Source organism: Telluribacter humicola, from assembly GCF_017355935.1.
In the GTDB taxonomy this organism is placed as follows: domain Bacteria; phylum Bacteroidota; class Bacteroidia; order Cytophagales; family Spirosomataceae; genus Telluribacter; species Telluribacter humicola.
The window spans coordinates 2,474,986-2,492,129 of record NZ_JAFIQT010000001.1 but is presented as its reverse complement, the minus strand read 5'-3'; the positions used below and the strand labels follow the sequence as shown (position 1 = coordinate 2,492,129).

The 17,144-nt window shown below is 51.3% G+C and carries 12 protein-coding genes; 3 read left to right on the top strand and 9 right to left on the bottom strand.

What is annotated here, in order from left to right; translation table 11 throughout:
* Window positions 1–173 precede the first annotated feature (173 nt).
* Both JUB14_RS10665 and JUB14_RS10660 read left to right on the top strand, forming a co-directional pair.
* A complete protein-coding gene (locus tag JUB14_RS10665) occupies window positions 174–1,427 on the top strand; it encodes an MFS transporter (RefSeq protein ID WP_207505835.1) in 1,254 nt (417 codons plus the stop codon).
* Between the two features lie 52 nt (window positions 1,428–1,479).
* Window positions 1,480–2,172 carry a hypothetical protein gene (locus JUB14_RS10660; RefSeq protein WP_207505834.1) on the top strand — a complete coding sequence of 231 codons (693 nt, stop codon included), beginning with the start codon at window positions 1,480–1,482 and terminating at the stop codon, window positions 2,170–2,172.
* Between the two features lie 13 nt (window positions 2,173–2,185).
* Here JUB14_RS10660 and JUB14_RS10655 read toward each other — a convergent pair whose 3' ends face one another.
* The 9 genes from JUB14_RS10655 to JUB14_RS10615 form a co-directional block, all read right to left on the bottom strand.
* Window positions 2,186–2,764: a PepSY domain-containing protein gene (locus JUB14_RS10655; RefSeq protein WP_207505833.1), complete on the bottom strand. Its 579-nt coding sequence runs from the start codon at window positions 2,762–2,764 to the stop codon at window positions 2,186–2,188.
* Window positions 2,765–2,864: 100 nt separating this feature from the next.
* A complete protein-coding gene (locus JUB14_RS10650; RefSeq protein ID WP_207505832.1) occupies window positions 2,865–3,539 on the bottom strand; it encodes a hypothetical protein in 675 nt (224 codons plus the stop codon).
* Between the two features lie 209 nt (window positions 3,540–3,748).
* Window positions 3,749–4,390 carry a hypothetical protein gene (locus tag JUB14_RS10645; protein ID WP_207505831.1) on the bottom strand — a complete coding sequence of 214 codons (642 nt, stop codon included), beginning with the start codon at window positions 4,388–4,390 and terminating at the stop codon, window positions 3,749–3,751.
* A gap of 137 nt (window positions 4,391–4,527) precedes the next feature.
* The gene (locus tag JUB14_RS10640; protein ID WP_207505830.1) at window positions 4,528–6,531 is read right to left on the bottom strand and encodes an alginate lyase family protein; all 2,004 of its coding nucleotides are present in this window, start codon (window positions 6,529–6,531) and stop codon (window positions 4,528–4,530) included.
* A gap of 178 nt (window positions 6,532–6,709) precedes the next feature.
* Window positions 6,710–8,479, bottom strand: a complete 1,770-nt coding sequence (locus tag JUB14_RS10635; RefSeq protein WP_207505829.1) for a DUF8769 domain-containing protein — start codon at window positions 8,477–8,479, stop codon at window positions 6,710–6,712.
* 79 nt (window positions 8,480–8,558) lie between these two features.
* On the bottom strand, window positions 8,559–10,031 hold the full coding sequence (locus JUB14_RS10630; protein WP_207505828.1) for a RagB/SusD family nutrient uptake outer membrane protein: 1,473 nt from the start codon (window positions 10,029–10,031) through the stop codon (window positions 8,559–8,561).
* A gap of 10 nt (window positions 10,032–10,041) precedes the next feature.
* Entirely contained in the window at window positions 10,042–13,431 is a 3,390-nt protein-coding gene (locus tag JUB14_RS10625) for a TonB-dependent receptor (protein ID WP_207505827.1), read from the bottom strand.
* Window positions 13,432–13,688: 257 nt separating this feature from the next.
* A complete protein-coding gene (locus tag JUB14_RS10620; RefSeq protein ID WP_207505826.1) occupies window positions 13,689–14,717 on the bottom strand; it encodes a FecR family protein in 1,029 nt (342 codons plus the stop codon).
* A 152-nt stretch (window positions 14,718–14,869) separates the two neighbouring features.
* The gene (locus JUB14_RS10615) at window positions 14,870–15,469 is read right to left on the bottom strand and encodes an RNA polymerase sigma factor (RefSeq protein ID WP_207505825.1); all 600 of its coding nucleotides are present in this window, start codon (window positions 15,467–15,469) and stop codon (window positions 14,870–14,872) included.
* A 279-nt stretch (window positions 15,470–15,748) separates the two neighbouring features.
* On the opposite strand from JUB14_RS10615, the gene JUB14_RS10610 reads away from it, so the two are divergent.
* Complete coding sequence (locus JUB14_RS10610) at window positions 15,749–17,122, top strand: enolase C-terminal domain-like protein (protein WP_207505824.1); 1,374 nt, start codon at window positions 15,749–15,751, stop codon at window positions 17,120–17,122.
* Window positions 17,123–17,144: the final 22 nt, after the last annotated feature.

Sequence of the window (17,144 nt, the reverse complement as noted above, 5' to 3'; positions counted from 1 at the left end):
TCTACGACTTTTTCGTAATACTACGAAACATTCGTAGATACTACAAGCTTTTATCCTAACTTTTTCATTCTTACTTAAATATAATTTACTTCCCTAACTAAAATGTGAGCCAGAAGATAGTAAAAAGGGCGCTGGATCTGATTTTAAGTACAGACCGTTTCACTCACTCCCCCATGGAAGCTACAACTTCTGCCCATACCATAGCCCCCTCCCGCTGGTACCGCCTGATTCCGATTGCCTTTATCACGTATAGCCTGGCTTACCTCGACCGGGCCAATTATGGTTTTGGTGCCGCAGGGGGTATGGCCGAGGACCTGGGCGTTACGCCCGCTATGTCCTCGCTACTGGCGTCGCTGTTTTTTCTGGGGTACTTCTTCTTTCAGGTACCGGGGGCCATTTATGCCGAAAAGCGTAGCGCCCGTACCCTTATATTCTGGTCGCTGATCCTGTGGGGCGGGCTGGCCACGGCTACCGGTATGGTCAGTAATGTCAACTGGCTGATCGTGATCCGGTTTATGCTGGGCGTGGTAGAGAGCGCCGTGATGCCGGCCATGCTGCTGTTTCTGAGCCGGTGGTTTACCAGGTCCGAACGCTCCCGCGCCAACACCTTCCTGATCCTGGGCAATCCGGCTACCATCCTGTGGATGTCGGTCTTGTCGGGCTACCTGATTGAGGCGGTAGGCTGGCGGTGGATGTTCATCCTGGAGGGACTCCCGGCCGTAGTCTGGGCCTTTTTCTGGTGGCGACTGGTTGATGACCGTCCCAAAGATGCTAACTGGCTCTCGGTAGATGAGAAGCTGGCGCTGGAAGAAAAGCTCCAGCAGGAGCAGCAGGGTATACGGCCGGTGCGGAACTACGGGGAAGCGTTCCGGTCGCGGATCGTGCTGTGGCTGTGCCTGCAGTATGCCCTGTGGAGCATTGGGGTGTATGGCTTTGTAATGTGGCTCCCCTCCATCCTGAATGCCGCCCCGGATATGAATATCGTGAAGACTGGCTGGCTGTCGGCGGTCCCCTACGTGCTGGCTATCATCGGGATGCTGGCCGCCTCCCACTACTCCGACAAGACCCTCAACCGGAAGGCATTCGTCTGGCCTTTTCTGCTCATTGGAGCCCTGGCCTTCTATGGTTCGTACCTGCTCGGCACCGATTATTTCTGGCTGTCTTTTGTGTTGCTGGTCGTTGCGGGCGGGGCCATGTACGCCCCTTACGGCCCCTTCTTTGCTATTATTCCTGACCTGCTCCCCCGCAACGTGGCCGGTGGCGCCATGGCACTTATCAATAGCTTTGGGGCGTTGGGCTCTTTTGTGGGTGCTTATATAGTTGGCTACCTCAACGGCACGACGGGAGACTTTGGTGCTTCCTACCTGTTTATGGCGGGGTCGTTGCTACTATCGGGGCTAATCACGCTGTACGCAATTAAAAAGTAGGTGGTGCGTTATCGGTTTATAGTTCACCCACGCGTTACTCCACTCACTTCCCATGCAGCACCTCTTCCGGCTTATACTCGGCCTGTTCGTCCTATTTTCTATGCAGGCATTTAGCCAAAGCAGACCCACCGAATGGTACCTTACTCCCAATGCTAACCTGTACCTTCCGGGTCCGTTTTCTCACAAAGACATCTATCCCCTCCTATGGCACAATCAGAATCGTAGTCCCCGGGTGCAAGTAGGCGGCTTTGGCATCGGCACCACTGCCCTCACCTCCTTGCCCCGTTCCCTTAGTCTGAAAACCCAGGCTAATCTGTCCCGAAGTACCTACTGGGATTCACCATTTGATGTCAGGGATCAGGACGGAAGAGCAAGAGGATTTTTTCAGGGGGCTGCCTCCGACTATACCCTGGGCCTTACCAGTACCTTACAGCTTAGCCTAACCAAAGGGCTCTCGGTGGGAACCGGATTGGGGGGACGGATGCTACTAGTGTCACAGACCCGTTTGTGGGACTTTGACAATAGCGCAGAACTGACTCCTGGAAAGCTACATAGAAACCAGCAGTACCGTCGCTTCATGCCGGTAATACCGGCTGAGGTTATGTGGAAGGCTGGTCGGGTGATGCTCAACGCCCGCTACGAATGGAGCCTGCTCGGTGACTGGAAGAGTATATATCCAATGTCCCAATCCGAAAAGCATAATCTACTGGTAGTAGAAGTAGGTATACCCCTGAACCGTCAATAGCACAACTGTAGTGTCAAACTGCGGCAGCCACCGAATTTTTCTGCTTCCTGATCCTCTTTGGATTGTACCACAGCCAAAAGCCACTGAAAGACAGCAGGATCAGCCCCAGACCCAGGATAGAGGTGTACGTAATCTTTACCTGCTCCCCATCCTGGCCGATCCAATAGTCCAAAATGGAGCCATCGTGAATCTTCTCAATGATATCGGAGGTGCGGGTATGTATGCTGAGGATCTCGCCGGTGGTGCAGTCGATCTGTAATTCGGTGAAGTGTTGCGTAAAGACAATCTTGGCTACGCCCTTTTGCGGCCGGACGTCGATGCGGTCAATCTCATCGGGCAGTCCCAGTTCTGTGCGGGAGTAAGCCTGAGCTACCCGCTGAGTGCTATCAAGGCTGATCCACTTGCCACTTTCGGAAGTAGTACCTTTGGTGGTTTTGGGCAGTAACTGCGTCTGTTTCTTCCAGCCTAGTAGTAGTCCGGTCCCTCCCACCAGGATCATAAACAGAAACAGCGGCACCGCTAGCCACTTATGCAGCTTTCGGTACAGGCGGGTCGACTGAGCTATCTTTTGGGAGGGAGGGAGGGTTGGCATACACGAAGGGTAATAGGTGTCAGGTTCAATGTAACTTCAAAATAAAGTATTGGGATCATCAATACCAGAAATATTACAGACTTAACCTGCTTCAGCAGTTTCAGAACCTCACATATAAAGCTCCGCCGGCAGGCGTTTGAGAAGATAATCCCACATGCAGACTGACCCGTTTCGGAGGTAGAGCATACTGATCGTTGTACAGGTTGACCCCCTTCCGCAGCTGACGAAAGGAAACAACCCGGGCTATTTGACCGATGCCCAACAGGCCCCCTCCGATGATAAGCTTGTTAGTAGCCGCTGATAGATTGGCAGGTCGGAAAATGGATACAAACAACTGAGCGAAGCCTACTGCCCCTACAACCACCCCTCCAGCCGTACCCGTATACCAGACCGTGCGGTTGTTCCGGTGCCGTTGGTACATATTAAGGAGGTACTGGTCCTGCGTAGCTGCAAAGTAGGGTAATACAGCTTTGGAGGTGAACCTGGTCTGACCCTGTATGGTATAGGCGTGCCACCCCAGAAAAAGTCCGGTACCGGGCACAATCGGTAAGAATATGGAGGCCAGGGACAATATAATCCGGCTCGGCATCACCCTCATATAAATACGGGGAAGCGAATCGGCATGTGCGGGAGGGACCGGTATCTTATCCGTCAGTACTGGATTAACAGAAGTACTGTCAGATATACCGGAATCTACTTGGGATATGTGCATTCCCTGAGCCGCAGCCACCTGGAACAAAAGACAAAGCCCGAACGTGAATAGGTACTTATACATGCAAAAGGGTGAGGAAATGGAAGTACAAAAGTACGGCCTTCTCTCCTAATACCATGTCTCGCTTATTTGAAATCTGAAAGGAGACAAAGGGGAAGCGCCCGATCTGTGACAGTTTGCGCCCCCCTTACCCGGTTATTTTGGACAAACTTTCCCCCGGTGCACCCACCGGAGTAACAGGAAAACCGTCGAAATAGAATGCTTCACCTTTTTCAGAATCTTAGGTACAGAGCTCCACCGGCTGGTGTTCGGGAGGGAAAACCCAGGTACAGGCTTACTTCTCTGGAAGGAGTGGCATATTGATAATTATATAAATCAACTGCCTGTTTGAGCCTCCGGAACGTAACTACCCTTGCAACCTGCCCCCATACCGTAAGACCTGCTCCCAATAGAAGTTTGGTAGCGGCACCTTCTCCTTCCGAAGGGTCAAATATGGAAACAATAAGCTGCGCAAAGCCATAGGTAAATAGCACCAGACCGCCCGTAGTAGCGGTGTACCAGATCACCCGTTGTACCTGGTGCTGATTGTATAGCTGCATGAGTTGGGCATCTCTGGTAGCCTTAAAATACGGAAGTACAGCTCTTTGATTTAACCTCTTCCTATCATTGATTGTGTAAGAATGGTACCCCATGTAGAAGTAGGCAGGAAAACCCACTACCCCCGCAACAATAGATACAGCCACCAGGCCCGGCTCCACCTTCATGGTGATTGATGAAAGGGTGTCAGAAGATGGTTTTGGTACTTCGGACAGGCTGTCCGTGGATGGTACTTCAACCTGGGGGATAGGTAAATCCTGGGCACTGGCTATCAGGCTCAGCAGGCAAAGCCCCAGGCAAAGAAGAAGAAAACGCATGATTAACAGATAGAGGGTGGTAAAAGCCTAAAAGTAGAGGCTTACCGCAATCCATTCAAAAGAATCCATGTAATTTTATTTAACGGCACCAGCTTTCTAAATTTAGTACAAGTCAAGACACGTTTAATAAAGAATCCTCAGAACTGGTAAGTCAGGTGTTTCTTCACTCCATCTATTGTTACTTCCAGTTCCATGTGAGAGGTACCTACTGGCGGCTGTCCGACTATACGGGCACTCACATTAGGTCGGGAGCCGGTATAAGGTACTACGACGGTAACAAAACGGAGCCCGTTCTCTGTGGTAGCCTTATGTATCCGGTACCTGAAGGCAGGGCGCGGCTCCTTTTTGGTATAAATAAATGACACCTGCCCTTCCTCCGCTTCCAGCTTCATCCCCAGCTGCTCCACAGTCTGTACCAGTACATTCCAGCCTTCTTTAAAATCTGAGCGCACCGAATGGGTATTCTGATCAAAAACAGCATCACCCGGAGCCAGCTGGAAATGCAGATCTACGTCGCCGGTGCCCTCTCCTATGGCTTCGTCAACAAGCACAAAGTATTTCCTGTCGACAAACAGTACAGCCCGCCGGTGGGTCAGATCCGGGTAGCTCTTATTTTCAACTACCAGTACATCCATATCCGGACCTGGTTTCCATAGCCGCAGGCTCGGTGCGTAAGCCGAGTTTGCTTCATTCAGTGTAAGGGTCTGGTGTACCTTGGTCTGGCGAAACCACCGGCGGCCTTCGGGGTCTCCGCTGTAGATGTAGCTACCCGCATCAGGCATCAGGTGGCGGCCCCCTGCGTACAACTCAAAGGTACCGTTGTCGGGTTGGCTGTGGCCCCCTCCATCAGGTCCACACTTAAGTACCAGACTAATGGCATCCTTGTCCCAGCTGCTGCGTAGGGAGTATAGTCCGCTTTTATCATAGGCAAAGGCAGTAGCCTCGGGTCGGGAACCTTCTTTACCCTCGGTAGCCACGTACAGGAAGTCAGGGCGATTGAATAGCTTCGCCCACTCCCGGAGTTGCTTGTAATACTGACCGGGAGTACCTGACCAGGCATCACCAAACTGCGGAGTAGTACCATCCGGGAAGCTGAGCTTCATAGGTACCTCACACATTTTTTCGATGATCTTTGTATACGAGTCTGAAAAAGCATCCGTCTGCCCGTTCAATTTGGCTAATTCATAGGTATGCATAAACCACCCGATGCAGCCCATATGGTAGCCAAAGGCCAGTTCGCGCTGGTGTCCGTCCGGATATACCTGATTAGTAATTTCCTGGTTCAGCCGCTGGATGGCCTCCTCCTTCCATTGTTGTGACTCCCTAAACTCCGGAAAGGACATAGCGATAAAGGCCATGCCCTCCGCTTCCATCAGGCCCCAGTTACTTCCCTTGGTGTAGCGGGTCATCAGGTATGTGCTATGATCATAGCAGCTATTGAGAAAAGCTACCAGCACGTCAGGTGTGAAATGAGGCGAATCAATAAAATACTGAAATAACCCTGTCCAACGATAGCCACGTATACCGGCTTCAATGGAGCGCCAGGCGTACTGGTGCTGGTCGTCGCGTGGGTTTTTGCGGGTCCAGTCTACAACCTGCACGCACCACTCTCGGGCATACTTCTCATCTCCGGTATGCCAGTAAGCGCGTGCCATGGCATCCCAAAAGCTCATTCGGTTCAGCTGCCACACCCATTCCTTATCCGGGTAAGGATTGGTAGCCCAGTAAATATTTTCACCACAGAAATGGGATGAGTAAGCTGGCTGCCCCACGAACACATGTTTTAGCGCATCATTGGCTACCTGAATATCTTTCTCGCTGGCGCTATTCCCCCGCCTAGGGGCTTTCAGTTGCCGGTCCACAGGATGCTTCACCGAAGTACGAGCCCGGTAGTAAGTCAGTAGTTCTCTGGCTGCCAGCTCGGGCGTATGGGCGGCAGCTTTTACACCCGCGAGCCCCGGCGCATCCAGATTCAGCCTTGCCAGTAGCTTGCTGATCTCAGCAATTGGCTCCACGTTTTCATGATTACCCTCACCACGAGCAGGTCCCATTCCAGCTAGCAGAAAAATGAACAGCAGTACATAGCAAATATAGCCTGTGAGTGACCATAGGTACCGGAAGAGTAACAGCTTTTTGTCCATTTTTTCAGGAGATAGTATTGATTGAATAAGCATACATTGAATCTAACCTACTTACTCAATACTGGCACACAACTACCAAAAGGTATTCTTGTAAAAAAGCAGACGCCTCTTTTCTGAAAGAGGCGTCTGGTACTCTGTGAACAATAAAGGGTGTGGATATAGGTTCCGCTGACGCGGCTTAAAGATTCTTAGGCTGCGGCATGGGCTTGACGGGTACCTGTACAGTAAGGCCCTGCCAGACCGCTGATAGGATATCCGCTGTCTTTGTGACCTTTACCTCTTTCAGGTTGCTCGATTTGGTGTCGGTCAGGTGGAATCTGAAACCAAGTACCGCTTCGTTGAGGGCCGCCAGATCCAGGTCTTTTTCGGCTCCCGAGTAGATGACGTAATCTATCCAGGCAGCCTTATCGTCCCCACCTTTTTCCCAGTACCCTTTCTGATCGCCAAAAGCGGCGTGGAAAAGCTGGATTCCGAAAGTCAGATTATCCAATTGCTGGAAGTGGAATTCATTAACAGCTTTGGGTAGCGCGAGCTGATCGGCCTGTACATTCCCGAACTCAAACCGCAGCCGCAAGTCATTGGCCCTGAACTTACCGTCCTTCAACCGATCGATACTGATGTGTTTGTCGCCGCCGTTGGTCAGGAAGTTGATGGCTGCCAGGACGATGTTTTCTTTCTGATCGCTGTAAAAGCTGGCTGAGCTGAAGTCGTACAGATCGTGCAGGAAGCGTACCTGCAGGTAGTGCGGCTGCGCGGGAGTACCCCAGTACGCCAGGAATGGCCGCCGCTGGTTCCAGAGGCTGGACCGGTTGGCCGTAGACAATGCGTACTTGTCTGTAAGGTAGGTAGTACCTATTACCTGTGGATCATCAATGGCCAGTACATCACGCTGGGTACGTGGGTACTGGGGCGACAGGAAGTAGGGCATCAGGTGCTCCGGGATCTGGTGACTGATCTTGACATCGTTGCGGGCCGTAGCTCCCGGCAGATCTATCTGTCCCCCCGAGGCTTGTTTGAGTATACCATAAATCGAAGGCGTCAGAAAGGAGTTGTATGCCCGGCTGTGCGGGCCGGCCCACTGGCCCGAAGGTTTGTGGTAGTGTTTGGCCACTACCTCCCACGCCATCGTATACAGAGAATCCACTTTGGGTTTGGCGTCTTTGTCTACGATGTGACGCTTCATCCGGTCCAGCTCATCCAGGGCCACAATGGTGTAGGTAGGGCTGTTGTATTCGGTAAAGCCGCGCTTGAGGGTATAGTCGTAGAAGTTGTTGAGCCGGTTGTTGGCGTAAACCTTCATCTCAGGCAGGTCAAACAGGTGCGACGTCATAAAGGTCACGTAGGTACCCATGATGGCGATGTTGGTATAGCCGGGCTGTACATTCCGCTTCTGGATGGATCGGGCCGCATAGATCAGAGAAGTCCTGATTATGGATTTCAGATCCTCCGGCAGTCGTGCCTGATGCCCCATGTAGATATCCAGCAGGCTCACCCCGTTGAAGTCGGCCCAGTTCCAGTCGGCGGGTGACTTCTTAGTAGCCAGGGGCTCTTCCAGGTAGTAGGGCCAAATACCGCTGGTCTTGTTGGCACTGATGGTATCCTGCAGGCTGATTACCTTTCTGATGATGTCAAAGGCTCTTTGCTTGTACTGCTCCTCCCCCAGGTCCAGCAGCCCGACTGCGTAGTTGAGTGAGCTGCGTACTTCGTGGTACAGGCCACTTTCGGCATCAGTATGGTAATTCCATCCGGTGAGCTGCTTGGTAAGCATTTTCTCCTTCGGGTCATACCGATCGTGCAGCTTACTCATCGACTCCCGCAGTACCTGCTTTTCGGCCTCCGTCAGTTGTACCGGCTCGTATTGGATGTAGGCATCCTTATACCCGGTAGCGTATAAAGAGGCGGTCACTCCTACTATCAGCAGTAAGCATAGGATAAGTCTGGTGCTCATAGTGGTAAGGGTTTAGGAATAGGTAAATGGGAATTGACCCAGGCCATTGAATATTTTCCAATGGCCTGGGGAGTATGACTTAGTAGCCCGGATTTTGCCAGAGTACCTGCTCATCCGCGTAACGCGTCAATTCATCAAACGGGAGGGGGAATATCTTCTGGTGAGGCTTCATGGAGTAGATGCCCCCTCCTTCCAGAGGTTGTGCCAGAAACGTATTCATGGTTTCCTCGGCAATATTCCAGCGAACAAGATCCAGCCACCTCAATCCTTCAAAGGCCAATTCTATTTTACGCTCTTTTCGTAGCGCCTCGCGGAAAGCCGCCTGCGTGGGCAGATCGGTCACGGTAAGTGCCGGTAATCCGGCCCGCTTACGGATTTCATTCAGAGCGGCAAAGGCTTCACCACCCGCTTCGTACCCAAGCTCATTCAGGGCCTCAGCGTACATCAGCTTTACATCCGCGTAGCGAAGTATAGGTATGTTGTTGGCCCAGTCATTTTGCATTTTGGGTACATAGGTATGGGGATGGTACTTCTTCACAAACATGGACACGGTGTCCTTCACTCCGGTCATACTTACCCAGCCTTTCAGGATAGATAAGTCCCTGCGCAGGTCTCCCTTCTCGTAGCTCTCATAGAGGGCCGGCGATACCCGCATAGCCGTTGAATAGCCCGAAAATGGCATGATGGTACGGTCATTGAATCCTTCGGGGAGTAATCCCGTGGTGAAGGCCTGTCCCTCGCCGTTCTGTCCTCCGGTAAACTGTACCTCCCACACCCTTTCCTTCCCATTGTCAAAGCCATCGTTGAACGCGTTGCTGTAGGTAGCTTCAAGACTGTACTTGTCTGAGTTGATAACTTCGACGAGCAGTGGCTTGGCCAGGTCAAACTTTGACCGGAACATGTACAGGCGAGCCAGCATACCCTGAGCGGCGTATTTGGTAGCCCTGCCTTTGTTGGCACCAGCCCAGTCGGCGGGTAGCAGCTCAATGGCTTTTTTATATTCAGCTTCGGCAAAGGCAAAGGTTTCTTCCTGTGTACCACGCTTTACCTTTTTTACCTCTTCTATCGACATGGACTTATCCAGGATGGGCACTCCTCCAAAGAGCGTTCCGAGGGTCCAGTACGAATAAGCCCGGAACATATGCGCCTCCCCCTTGATATAGTCGCGCATCTTAGAGTCGGTAAATTCCCCCTGATCTATTTTTTCGAGAATCAGGTTGCTTAGTTGGATCATGCGATAGTAACCGTTCCAGGAGGTACTCAACCAGGGATTAGTAGCATTCTCGATAAACTGATCCAGCCCTTCCATGTAGGTAGCGCCGGTACTGATCTCGTCGGAGCGGGAAATAAGCCCCCGGAACCAGCTGGCGTTGGACGAGTACAGCCCCTGCTGAGCAGAATACACCCCCGCAATGGCCTGCTGAAAATCGTTTTGGGTCTTGTAGGCTCCTGCTACGCTGTACTCCGACTCCGGAGTCATCTCGAGAAACTTGGTACATGCTGTAAGAGCAACACTCACTATCAGCAAGGAAGAATATATGAGTTTTTTCATGTCGGGCTTGTTAGAAGGTAACATTTATTCCGAATGTAAATTTCTTGGACAAAGGATAGGTACTATAGTCAACCCCCTGTTGGGTAGTGGCATTGCCGAAGCTATTGGTTTCGGGAGTGACACCAGGGTAGTTGTCGAAGGTCTTCAGGTTATCCACCGATACGTACACCCGCGCTCCTTTGTAGAAACTCCGCCCACCGATGCTCTTGGGCAGCGTATAGTTGAGAGCAATGTTACGGATCCGGAAGAAGGTAGCATCGTAAATACGGAAGTCACTGTTGTTGTCAGACTTCTTACCCTTAGTATACGGAGTTTCACCGTCCCATGACATATCCACGCCCAGGTCAGGTATCGGGTTTTCGCCGGGACCGTACTTGGCTTCGTAGTCAGGTTTCCAGGCGCGTACCCAGCGGGAAAAGTTGTTGACGTTGGTATTTCCGTTATCCAGCTGGCGCTGACCCAGGAAGAGAACATCGCCGCCAAACTGCCCCTGCAGCAGTACATTCAGTTCTAAGTTTTTCCATTTGAAACGGTTGGTAAATCCGTAGATCATATCCGGCAGCGGATTGCCGTAAGGTACCAGATCCTGCGCGTTGATCTGTCCATCGCCGTTCTGGTCGATGTACTTCACGTTGCCCTGCTCCTGACCGGGGAATATGGGTACCCGGGCTTTGCCGGCATCGTCAAAGTCTTCGCGGTTCAGGATACCATTGGTACGGTACACGTAGAACTGTGAAACCGGACCACCCACCCGCGTAATAAACTGAGCATCCCAGCTGGTACTGGTAAACTGGCTGATATTACCCATGTCCAATACTTTGTTCTGATTAGTCGACAGGTTCAGGGACGAAGTCCAGCGAACGGCTCCGGCGGTATTCACCGTAGTCAGATCCACTTCCCATCCCTGGTTCTGGATACTACCAATGTTCGTTCTGAAACTACCAAAGCCGGTACTGTTGGGAATGGGGAGGTTGAACAGCAGGTTGTTGGTACGGTTGACGTAGTAATCCAGACTCACCTGTACGCGGTTATTGAAGGCCGATATGTCCAATCCTAAATCCTTGCTTGTGGTAGACTCCCACTTCAGATCAGGGTTCTCTATATTGGAAGGTACCAGACCCGCCACGATGGCATCGCCCCAGGTCGTATTGCTGATGGCCAGTTTGGACATGTAGTCGTAGTTACCAATGCGGTCATTGCCTGAGGTTCCGATCGAAGCGCGCAGCTTCAACAGGGACAGCCAGTTTACATTCTGCAGGAAAGCTTCTTCGTTGAGCTTCCAACCTACCGATACCGCCGGGAATATCCCCCACTTATGATTAGATCCGAAACGGGAGGATCCATCGCGACGAATAGTCGCATTGATCAGGTACTTCTCCCGGAAGTTATAGCCCGCCCGCCCAAAGAAGGAGGAGATGCGGGAGCCGTTTCTATCCGTGGAAGCACGCGTAGGTGTAGTAGCGACATTCAGGGTTTCGATGATTTCGTTAGGCCAGCCGCTTGCTATCGCCTGGATCTGGTAAAAGCTACGGTCTTCGGCGCTTTGACCGGCTAACAGATTGATGTTATGATCACCAAAGTTTTTCTCGTACGACAGCGTGTTCTGAATGGACCAGTCCCTCATCATCTGAGAACTGCTATTACCCAGCGTCACAAAACCATTGCTGTAGGTAATGTTACCTGGCTGGAAGAACTCGTACAAGTTCTGGTTGTAGTTATAGCCAAACTGGGACTTGAAGGTAAGGCCGGGAATAAGCTCGTACTGCCCCCAAACCACCGAGGTAAACCTGCTCTTGTTGGTACGGTCGGTGGTGTATTTCAGGCGCTCCAGCGGGTTGGGGTACACCTGTCCGATACCTACCGGATAGCCCCAGTCACGGGTAGCCTCGTTGAGCCTGACCAGCGGCGACTGCGCCATGGCGTGGTGGATGACGGTTTCCTTTCCCTGCGTTTCGCGATCATCCTGTACCGAGAACGACGGCGACAGGTTCATACCTACCTGAAACCGCTTGGTCACGTTCAGGGTACCATTGAACCGGAAGTTCATACGGCGGTAGTAGGTGTTGTAGATCACCCCATCCTGGTCAAAGTACCCACCCGACATGTACACGCTTCCCATATCATTTTTGCCGGATACTGCTACCTGATAACTCTGAATGGGAGCATCCGCAAATATAGCCCGCTGCCAGTCTGTTCCGGTGTTGCTTGGGTCAAGCCATTGCTCGGGTACCTGCAGGTTGGCCGGACGGGCCGACATGGGGTCTTTCATGGAGCCGCCCTGGCGCAGCCAGGTTTCGTTGCGGTCCCAGATGTTATAAGCCAGCCACTCCTGCTTGTTCATCATACCTACTAGCTTCTCGGGGCTTTGGATACCATAGAAAGCATCAAACGTCACGGATGGGCGGCCAGATCCCTGCTTGGTTTCAATCAGTACTACCCCGTTGGCTCCGCGCGCTCCGTAGATAGCGGTAGCCGAAGCATCTTTCAGGATTTGAATGGAAGCTACATCGGCAGGGTTGATATCATTCATATCATCACGCGGTACACCATCTATCACATAAAGCGGGCTACTGTTTCCATTGATTGTGTTGACGCCCCGGATCCGGATCTGGAGCTCCTGTCCGGGTATACCCGATACACTCTGCGCCCGTACCCCCGCCAGCTGACCGGCAAAGGCATCACTCAGGGTAGTCAGGGGTCGGCTCTCGATGGCATCCGTACCAATCTTAGATACTGAACTGGTAAGGTTTTCCTTTTTGACGCTACCGTATCCTACCACTATGACTTCAGACAGGGCTTTGGTATCGGTCTGTAAGGATACCTCAACCGATGACTGATTCCCTACCCGAACCTCCCGGGGAGAATACCCTACGAATGAAAACACCAACACCGCATCTGCGTCCGGTACGTCAATGGAGAATTTTCCATCCTGATCCGAAACCGTACCGCGCTGAGTACCTTTGACGATGATACTTACACCGGGTAGGGGATCATTATTTTCATCTTTGACTACCCCCGTCACCGCCCGTAGTACCTGCGCTCTCACGGCAACATTGGGTAATAAACGGGACGCTTCTTCATTGGGAGTAGGTAAACGGTCACTATTATACGTTGACAACTTTTTGGCTTCAGCTTTTCTCTTCAGCAGGATATGTTTACCATCTACCTGCCACAGAATCTCTGAGTCTCTAAACAGCTCATTCAGGACTTCCGCCAGATTACCACTCTGAGTGATACTTACTTTCTTTTTGGTATCAATCTGGCTTGAGCTGTAAAAAAAGCTCATTTTGCTCTGACGTTCAAGCTCGTACAGTACCTGCCGCAACGTCGTCTCCCGGAGATTTAAAGATACTTTGGGCTCCCTTGCAGGTGCATATCCCTGCACCTGCATTATATTCATCAGTAGTACCACTAATGCTACCATAGGGATCGTCTTAATTTTTTGCTTACTACTTCGTTTGAATAGGCAATAGGCTGGTAATAAAGTATTTTTCATACTTTTGTTATGGTTAAGTAAAACAACAGGTTTGCTTAAACCCGGATGCTATCTGGTTAATCTTTGGCGAGATAGGATAGCATCCGAACTTTTCTACCGGAACAAACTCCCTGTTCGCAGGTACCTTCGGAATATTTTCTGCTCAATAGGCACTTCGTGGTTTAGTTAGGTCTATTAGTATCGCATAGCTTTCCTTTGAGAGTGACCTGGTTTCCGCTGATGATGGGGCGGACGCCGGTCAGGCTCTCAAAAAGCCGGAGTACATCCGGTAGCGTTTCTTTTTCTACGTTCAGGTGAAAACGGCAATCCTTCGAAGCTTCCTCAATTTCAATCTGTACATTGTACCATTTTTCCAGTTCCTCTGCGATAACCTGGATGGGCTCATCCTCAAATACCAGCTGCCCTTTTTGCCAATAGCTAGCCGGCTCGGGCTCCGCTTTGGTTGTTTTTATCCGGGCCAGTTCGTTACTCAGTACAGCTTTCTCGTTGGGTTTCAGTACCGTTTCCGGCCTTTCCGGGGCACATAGATCTTTCACCACTACTTTACCCCGAATGAGGGTGGTTTCGAAAGTATTAGAGCTGCTGCTGGATCGCACGTTGAAGGCAGTACCCAGTACTTTGATCTCGGCGCGCGCCGTTTTTACATAAAAGGGACGCTCTCTATCATGCTTCACATCAAAGAAAGCCTCTCCTTCCAGCTCCACCCGACGGGCCTCCTCTCCCAGCCACTGGGTTGTGTAGGTTATCATTGAACTCGAATTAAGGATTACCCGCGAACCATCCGGCAAGAGTACCGTCCGCTTCTGACTTACCTCCGTGGTATAGGTCTGCTTACCGGTTTGATCAAGCGCATACATACCTACACCTACCAGCAGCAGCAGCCCTACAAAGGCAGCCGCCAGTTGCCAGAAGCTTCTACGCTGGTAAATGGGTAACCGGTACACTGGCGCCGGAACCTCTGCCTGTTCGATACTCTGCATGAGTCGGCTATGCATCCGATCCGATACGTCGGGCCGTACTTCCAGGTTAAGTACCTCCAGCTGTGCAGCCTCCTCGTCCATTATCTCTGCCAGTACCTGCTTCCCCTCCGGACTCTCCAGACAGGCTAGTAACTCTTTAATTTCTGCTTCGGTACATTCTTTCGCCAGGTACTTATCCAGCAGTCTCTTAATGTAGAGCTCGTCCTTCATGATGCTTAGTTTATATTACTAATACCAAGAATCAGGTAGGCAGACATGCTCTCCTTCAAAAAAATATTTATTTAATGCTAAAATATAGCTGAAATGGCCCCGGAAGCAGGGAGATAGGAAAGATGGAAATCAGATAAATGGTTATTTGACGATTAAAAGCTCAGCAACGCCAGTAGCAGTAACGAAACATCCTGAGGGATGTGCGTAGCAGTAGTTAGGTACTTACGGAGAAAACGGTTAGCCTTCAGCAGGTGGTCCTTGACGGTACCCCGGGAGATATCCAGTTCAGTAGCTATCTCGTCCGTATTCATATTGTCAAACCGGTACATCCGGAATATCTTTTGCCGCTGGGCCGGAAGCTGAGAAATAAGATGGTCTACGTGTACTTCCAGATCAGCCGCCACGATAGCGTCTTCGGTTTCGTTATGTCCGGTCAGTGCCGAGCGCATAATCTCTTCCATAATGGCTTGCTCCCGGTTGGCTCTTTGCAGCAGATTCAGTACCTGGTTCTTGCAGATCTTGATCAGGTACCCTTTCAGCGACAGCTCTGCGTTGAGTCCCTGGCGATTCTCCCACACTTTCAGGAACACATCATGAACTACTTCTTCAGCCAGCTGGGTAGAGCTTAAAAATTTAAGAGAGAAATGAAAAAGGTAACGATGATACTCATGATAGACCGCCGTGAAAGCCTGTAAGTCTCCTTCCCTGATACTTTCAACCGCAGCCCTATCGTCAAAGGATACCTTTTTCATGGTGGAGAAATACTGTGTAGAGTAAAAAATTCAATAAATATATAATAATGTAACAATAAAATTAAATTATCCGGAGATACTCTCCAAAAGGACGATTGGATCGCCTGATATCCCTGACAGCCTGTGTACGTTCCCCCTTCCACACTAAAAGCAGCGTCAGTAAACAACCTACTAACTCCCTGAATGGCTGGGAGACACACTATGCCTACATGCATCATCACCTGCCCGTATTGGTAGATTCCCCTCTCCTCCCCCTTTTAGCTATAAACCTAAGCCCCTATGCATTCAACCTTTACCTCCTCCGATGAGCCCACCGGCTCCTCCCGTCGCGATATACTCAAAAAGTTAAGTCTGGGCTCGGCTGCCGGCATCCTCGGATTGTTGAATACCCCTGCCGAAGCCCGTGAACACGCAACTACTCCGGCCTATGCTAAAGGTATGGCGCCGGTTAAAATTAAAAATATCAAGGCCATTGCTACCGCCCCGCAGGGCTCTAACCTCATCGTCGTAAAGGTGGAGACTACCGAACCGGGCCTATACGGCCTGGGCTGCGCTACCTTCACCCAGCGGGCCGCTGCCGTAGTAACGGCTATTAACAGCTACCTGCCTGACCTGGTCATTGGTAAAGACGTCGATAACATTGAAGATATCTGGCAGTCTGTGTACGTGAGCTCCTACTGGCGCAACGGCCCCGTACTCAACAACGCCCTCAGCGGGTTGGACGAGGCACTTTGGGACATCAAGGGCAAGCGGGCCAACATGCCCGTGTACCAGCTCCTGGGCGGTAAAGCCCGATTCGCCATTCCCTGCTATACCCACGCTGGCGGAAAAACGCCCGAAGAAGTAGCCGAAAGTGCGCAGAGCATCATAGACCGGGGCTTCAAGTACGTACGCATCCAGCAGGGCGGTTATGGAGCCGTAGGTAGTATCAACCAGCAGCCCGATTTTAAAACAGCGGGTTTTGGGGGTGAAACTGACAACTACATGAACGAGCGGGTGTACCTCAAATCAGTACCCAAGATGTTCGACGTAGTGCGGAAGCGGTGCGGCGATGAAGTCGAGCTACTACACGACATCCACGAGCGGGTACAGCCCATGGATGCTATTAACCTCATCAAGCAGGTAGAACAGTACCAGCCATTCTTTATTGAAGATCCCTTCTCCCCTGAGAACATGAGCTGGTTCCGGCAATTGCGTCAAACGACTACGGTACCTATAGCTATGGGTGAGCTGTTCAACAACATCAATGAGTTCAAAGAACCCATGGTGCAACACCTGTTCGACTACATCCGCTGTCACGTATCGCAGATTGGTGGGATTACACCTGCTATGAAGATAGCCCGGCTGGGCGAGTGGTTTAATGTACGTACTGCCTGGCACGGACCGGGTGATGTGTCGCCAGTAGGGCACGCGGCGCACGCCCATATTGACCTGGCCGTCTGGAACTTTGGGATACAGGAGGCGGTGAGCTTTTCGGATAAAATGATGGCGGTATTCAGCGGCTGCCCTACCATGAACAAAGGCTACATGTCGGTCAATGAAGTACCGGGGCTGGGTGTAGATATTAATGAAAAAGAGGCGGCTAAGTACCCGATCACTACCAAGTCGAACTGGCAGGTCCGGAAAGATGATGGTACCATCATCCGGCCTTAGTAAAAAAATATAAAGTACAACT

Coding starts and splice junctions, on each gene's coding strand:
- JUB14_RS10620 (WP_207505826.1), bottom strand. CDS start 14,717: ATGAAGGACGAGCTCTACATTAAGAGACTGCTGGATAAGTACCTGGCG.
- JUB14_RS10655 (WP_207505833.1), bottom strand. CDS start 2,764: ATGCCAACCCTCCCTCCCTCCCAAAAGATAGCTCAGTCGACCCGCCTG.
- JUB14_RS10610 (WP_207505824.1), top strand. CDS start 15,749: ATGCATTCAACCTTTACCTCCTCCGATGAGCCCACCGGCTCCTCCCGT.
- JUB14_RS10630 (WP_207505828.1), bottom strand. CDS start 10,031: ATGAAAAAACTCATATATTCTTCCTTGCTGATAGTGAGTGTTGCTCTT.
- JUB14_RS10635 (WP_207505829.1), bottom strand. CDS start 8,479: ATGAGCACCAGACTTATCCTATGCTTACTGCTGATAGTAGGAGTGACC.
- JUB14_RS10640 (WP_207505830.1), bottom strand. CDS start 6,531: ATGGACAAAAAGCTGTTACTCTTCCGGTACCTATGGTCACTCACAGGC.
- JUB14_RS10660 (WP_207505834.1), top strand. CDS start 1,480: ATGCAGCACCTCTTCCGGCTTATACTCGGCCTGTTCGTCCTATTTTCT.
- JUB14_RS10665 (WP_207505835.1), top strand. CDS start 174: ATGGAAGCTACAACTTCTGCCCATACCATAGCCCCCTCCCGCTGGTAC.
- JUB14_RS10650 (WP_207505832.1), bottom strand. CDS start 3,539: ATGTATAAGTACCTATTCACGTTCGGGCTTTGTCTTTTGTTCCAGGTG.
- JUB14_RS10615 (WP_207505825.1), bottom strand. CDS start 15,469: ATGAAAAAGGTATCCTTTGACGATAGGGCTGCGGTTGAAAGTATCAGG.
- JUB14_RS10645 (WP_207505831.1), bottom strand. CDS start 4,390: ATGCGTTTTCTTCTTCTTTGCCTGGGGCTTTGCCTGCTGAGCCTGATA.
- JUB14_RS10625 (WP_207505827.1), bottom strand. CDS start 13,431: ATGAATATAATGCAGGTGCAGGGATATGCACCTGCAAGGGAGCCCAAA.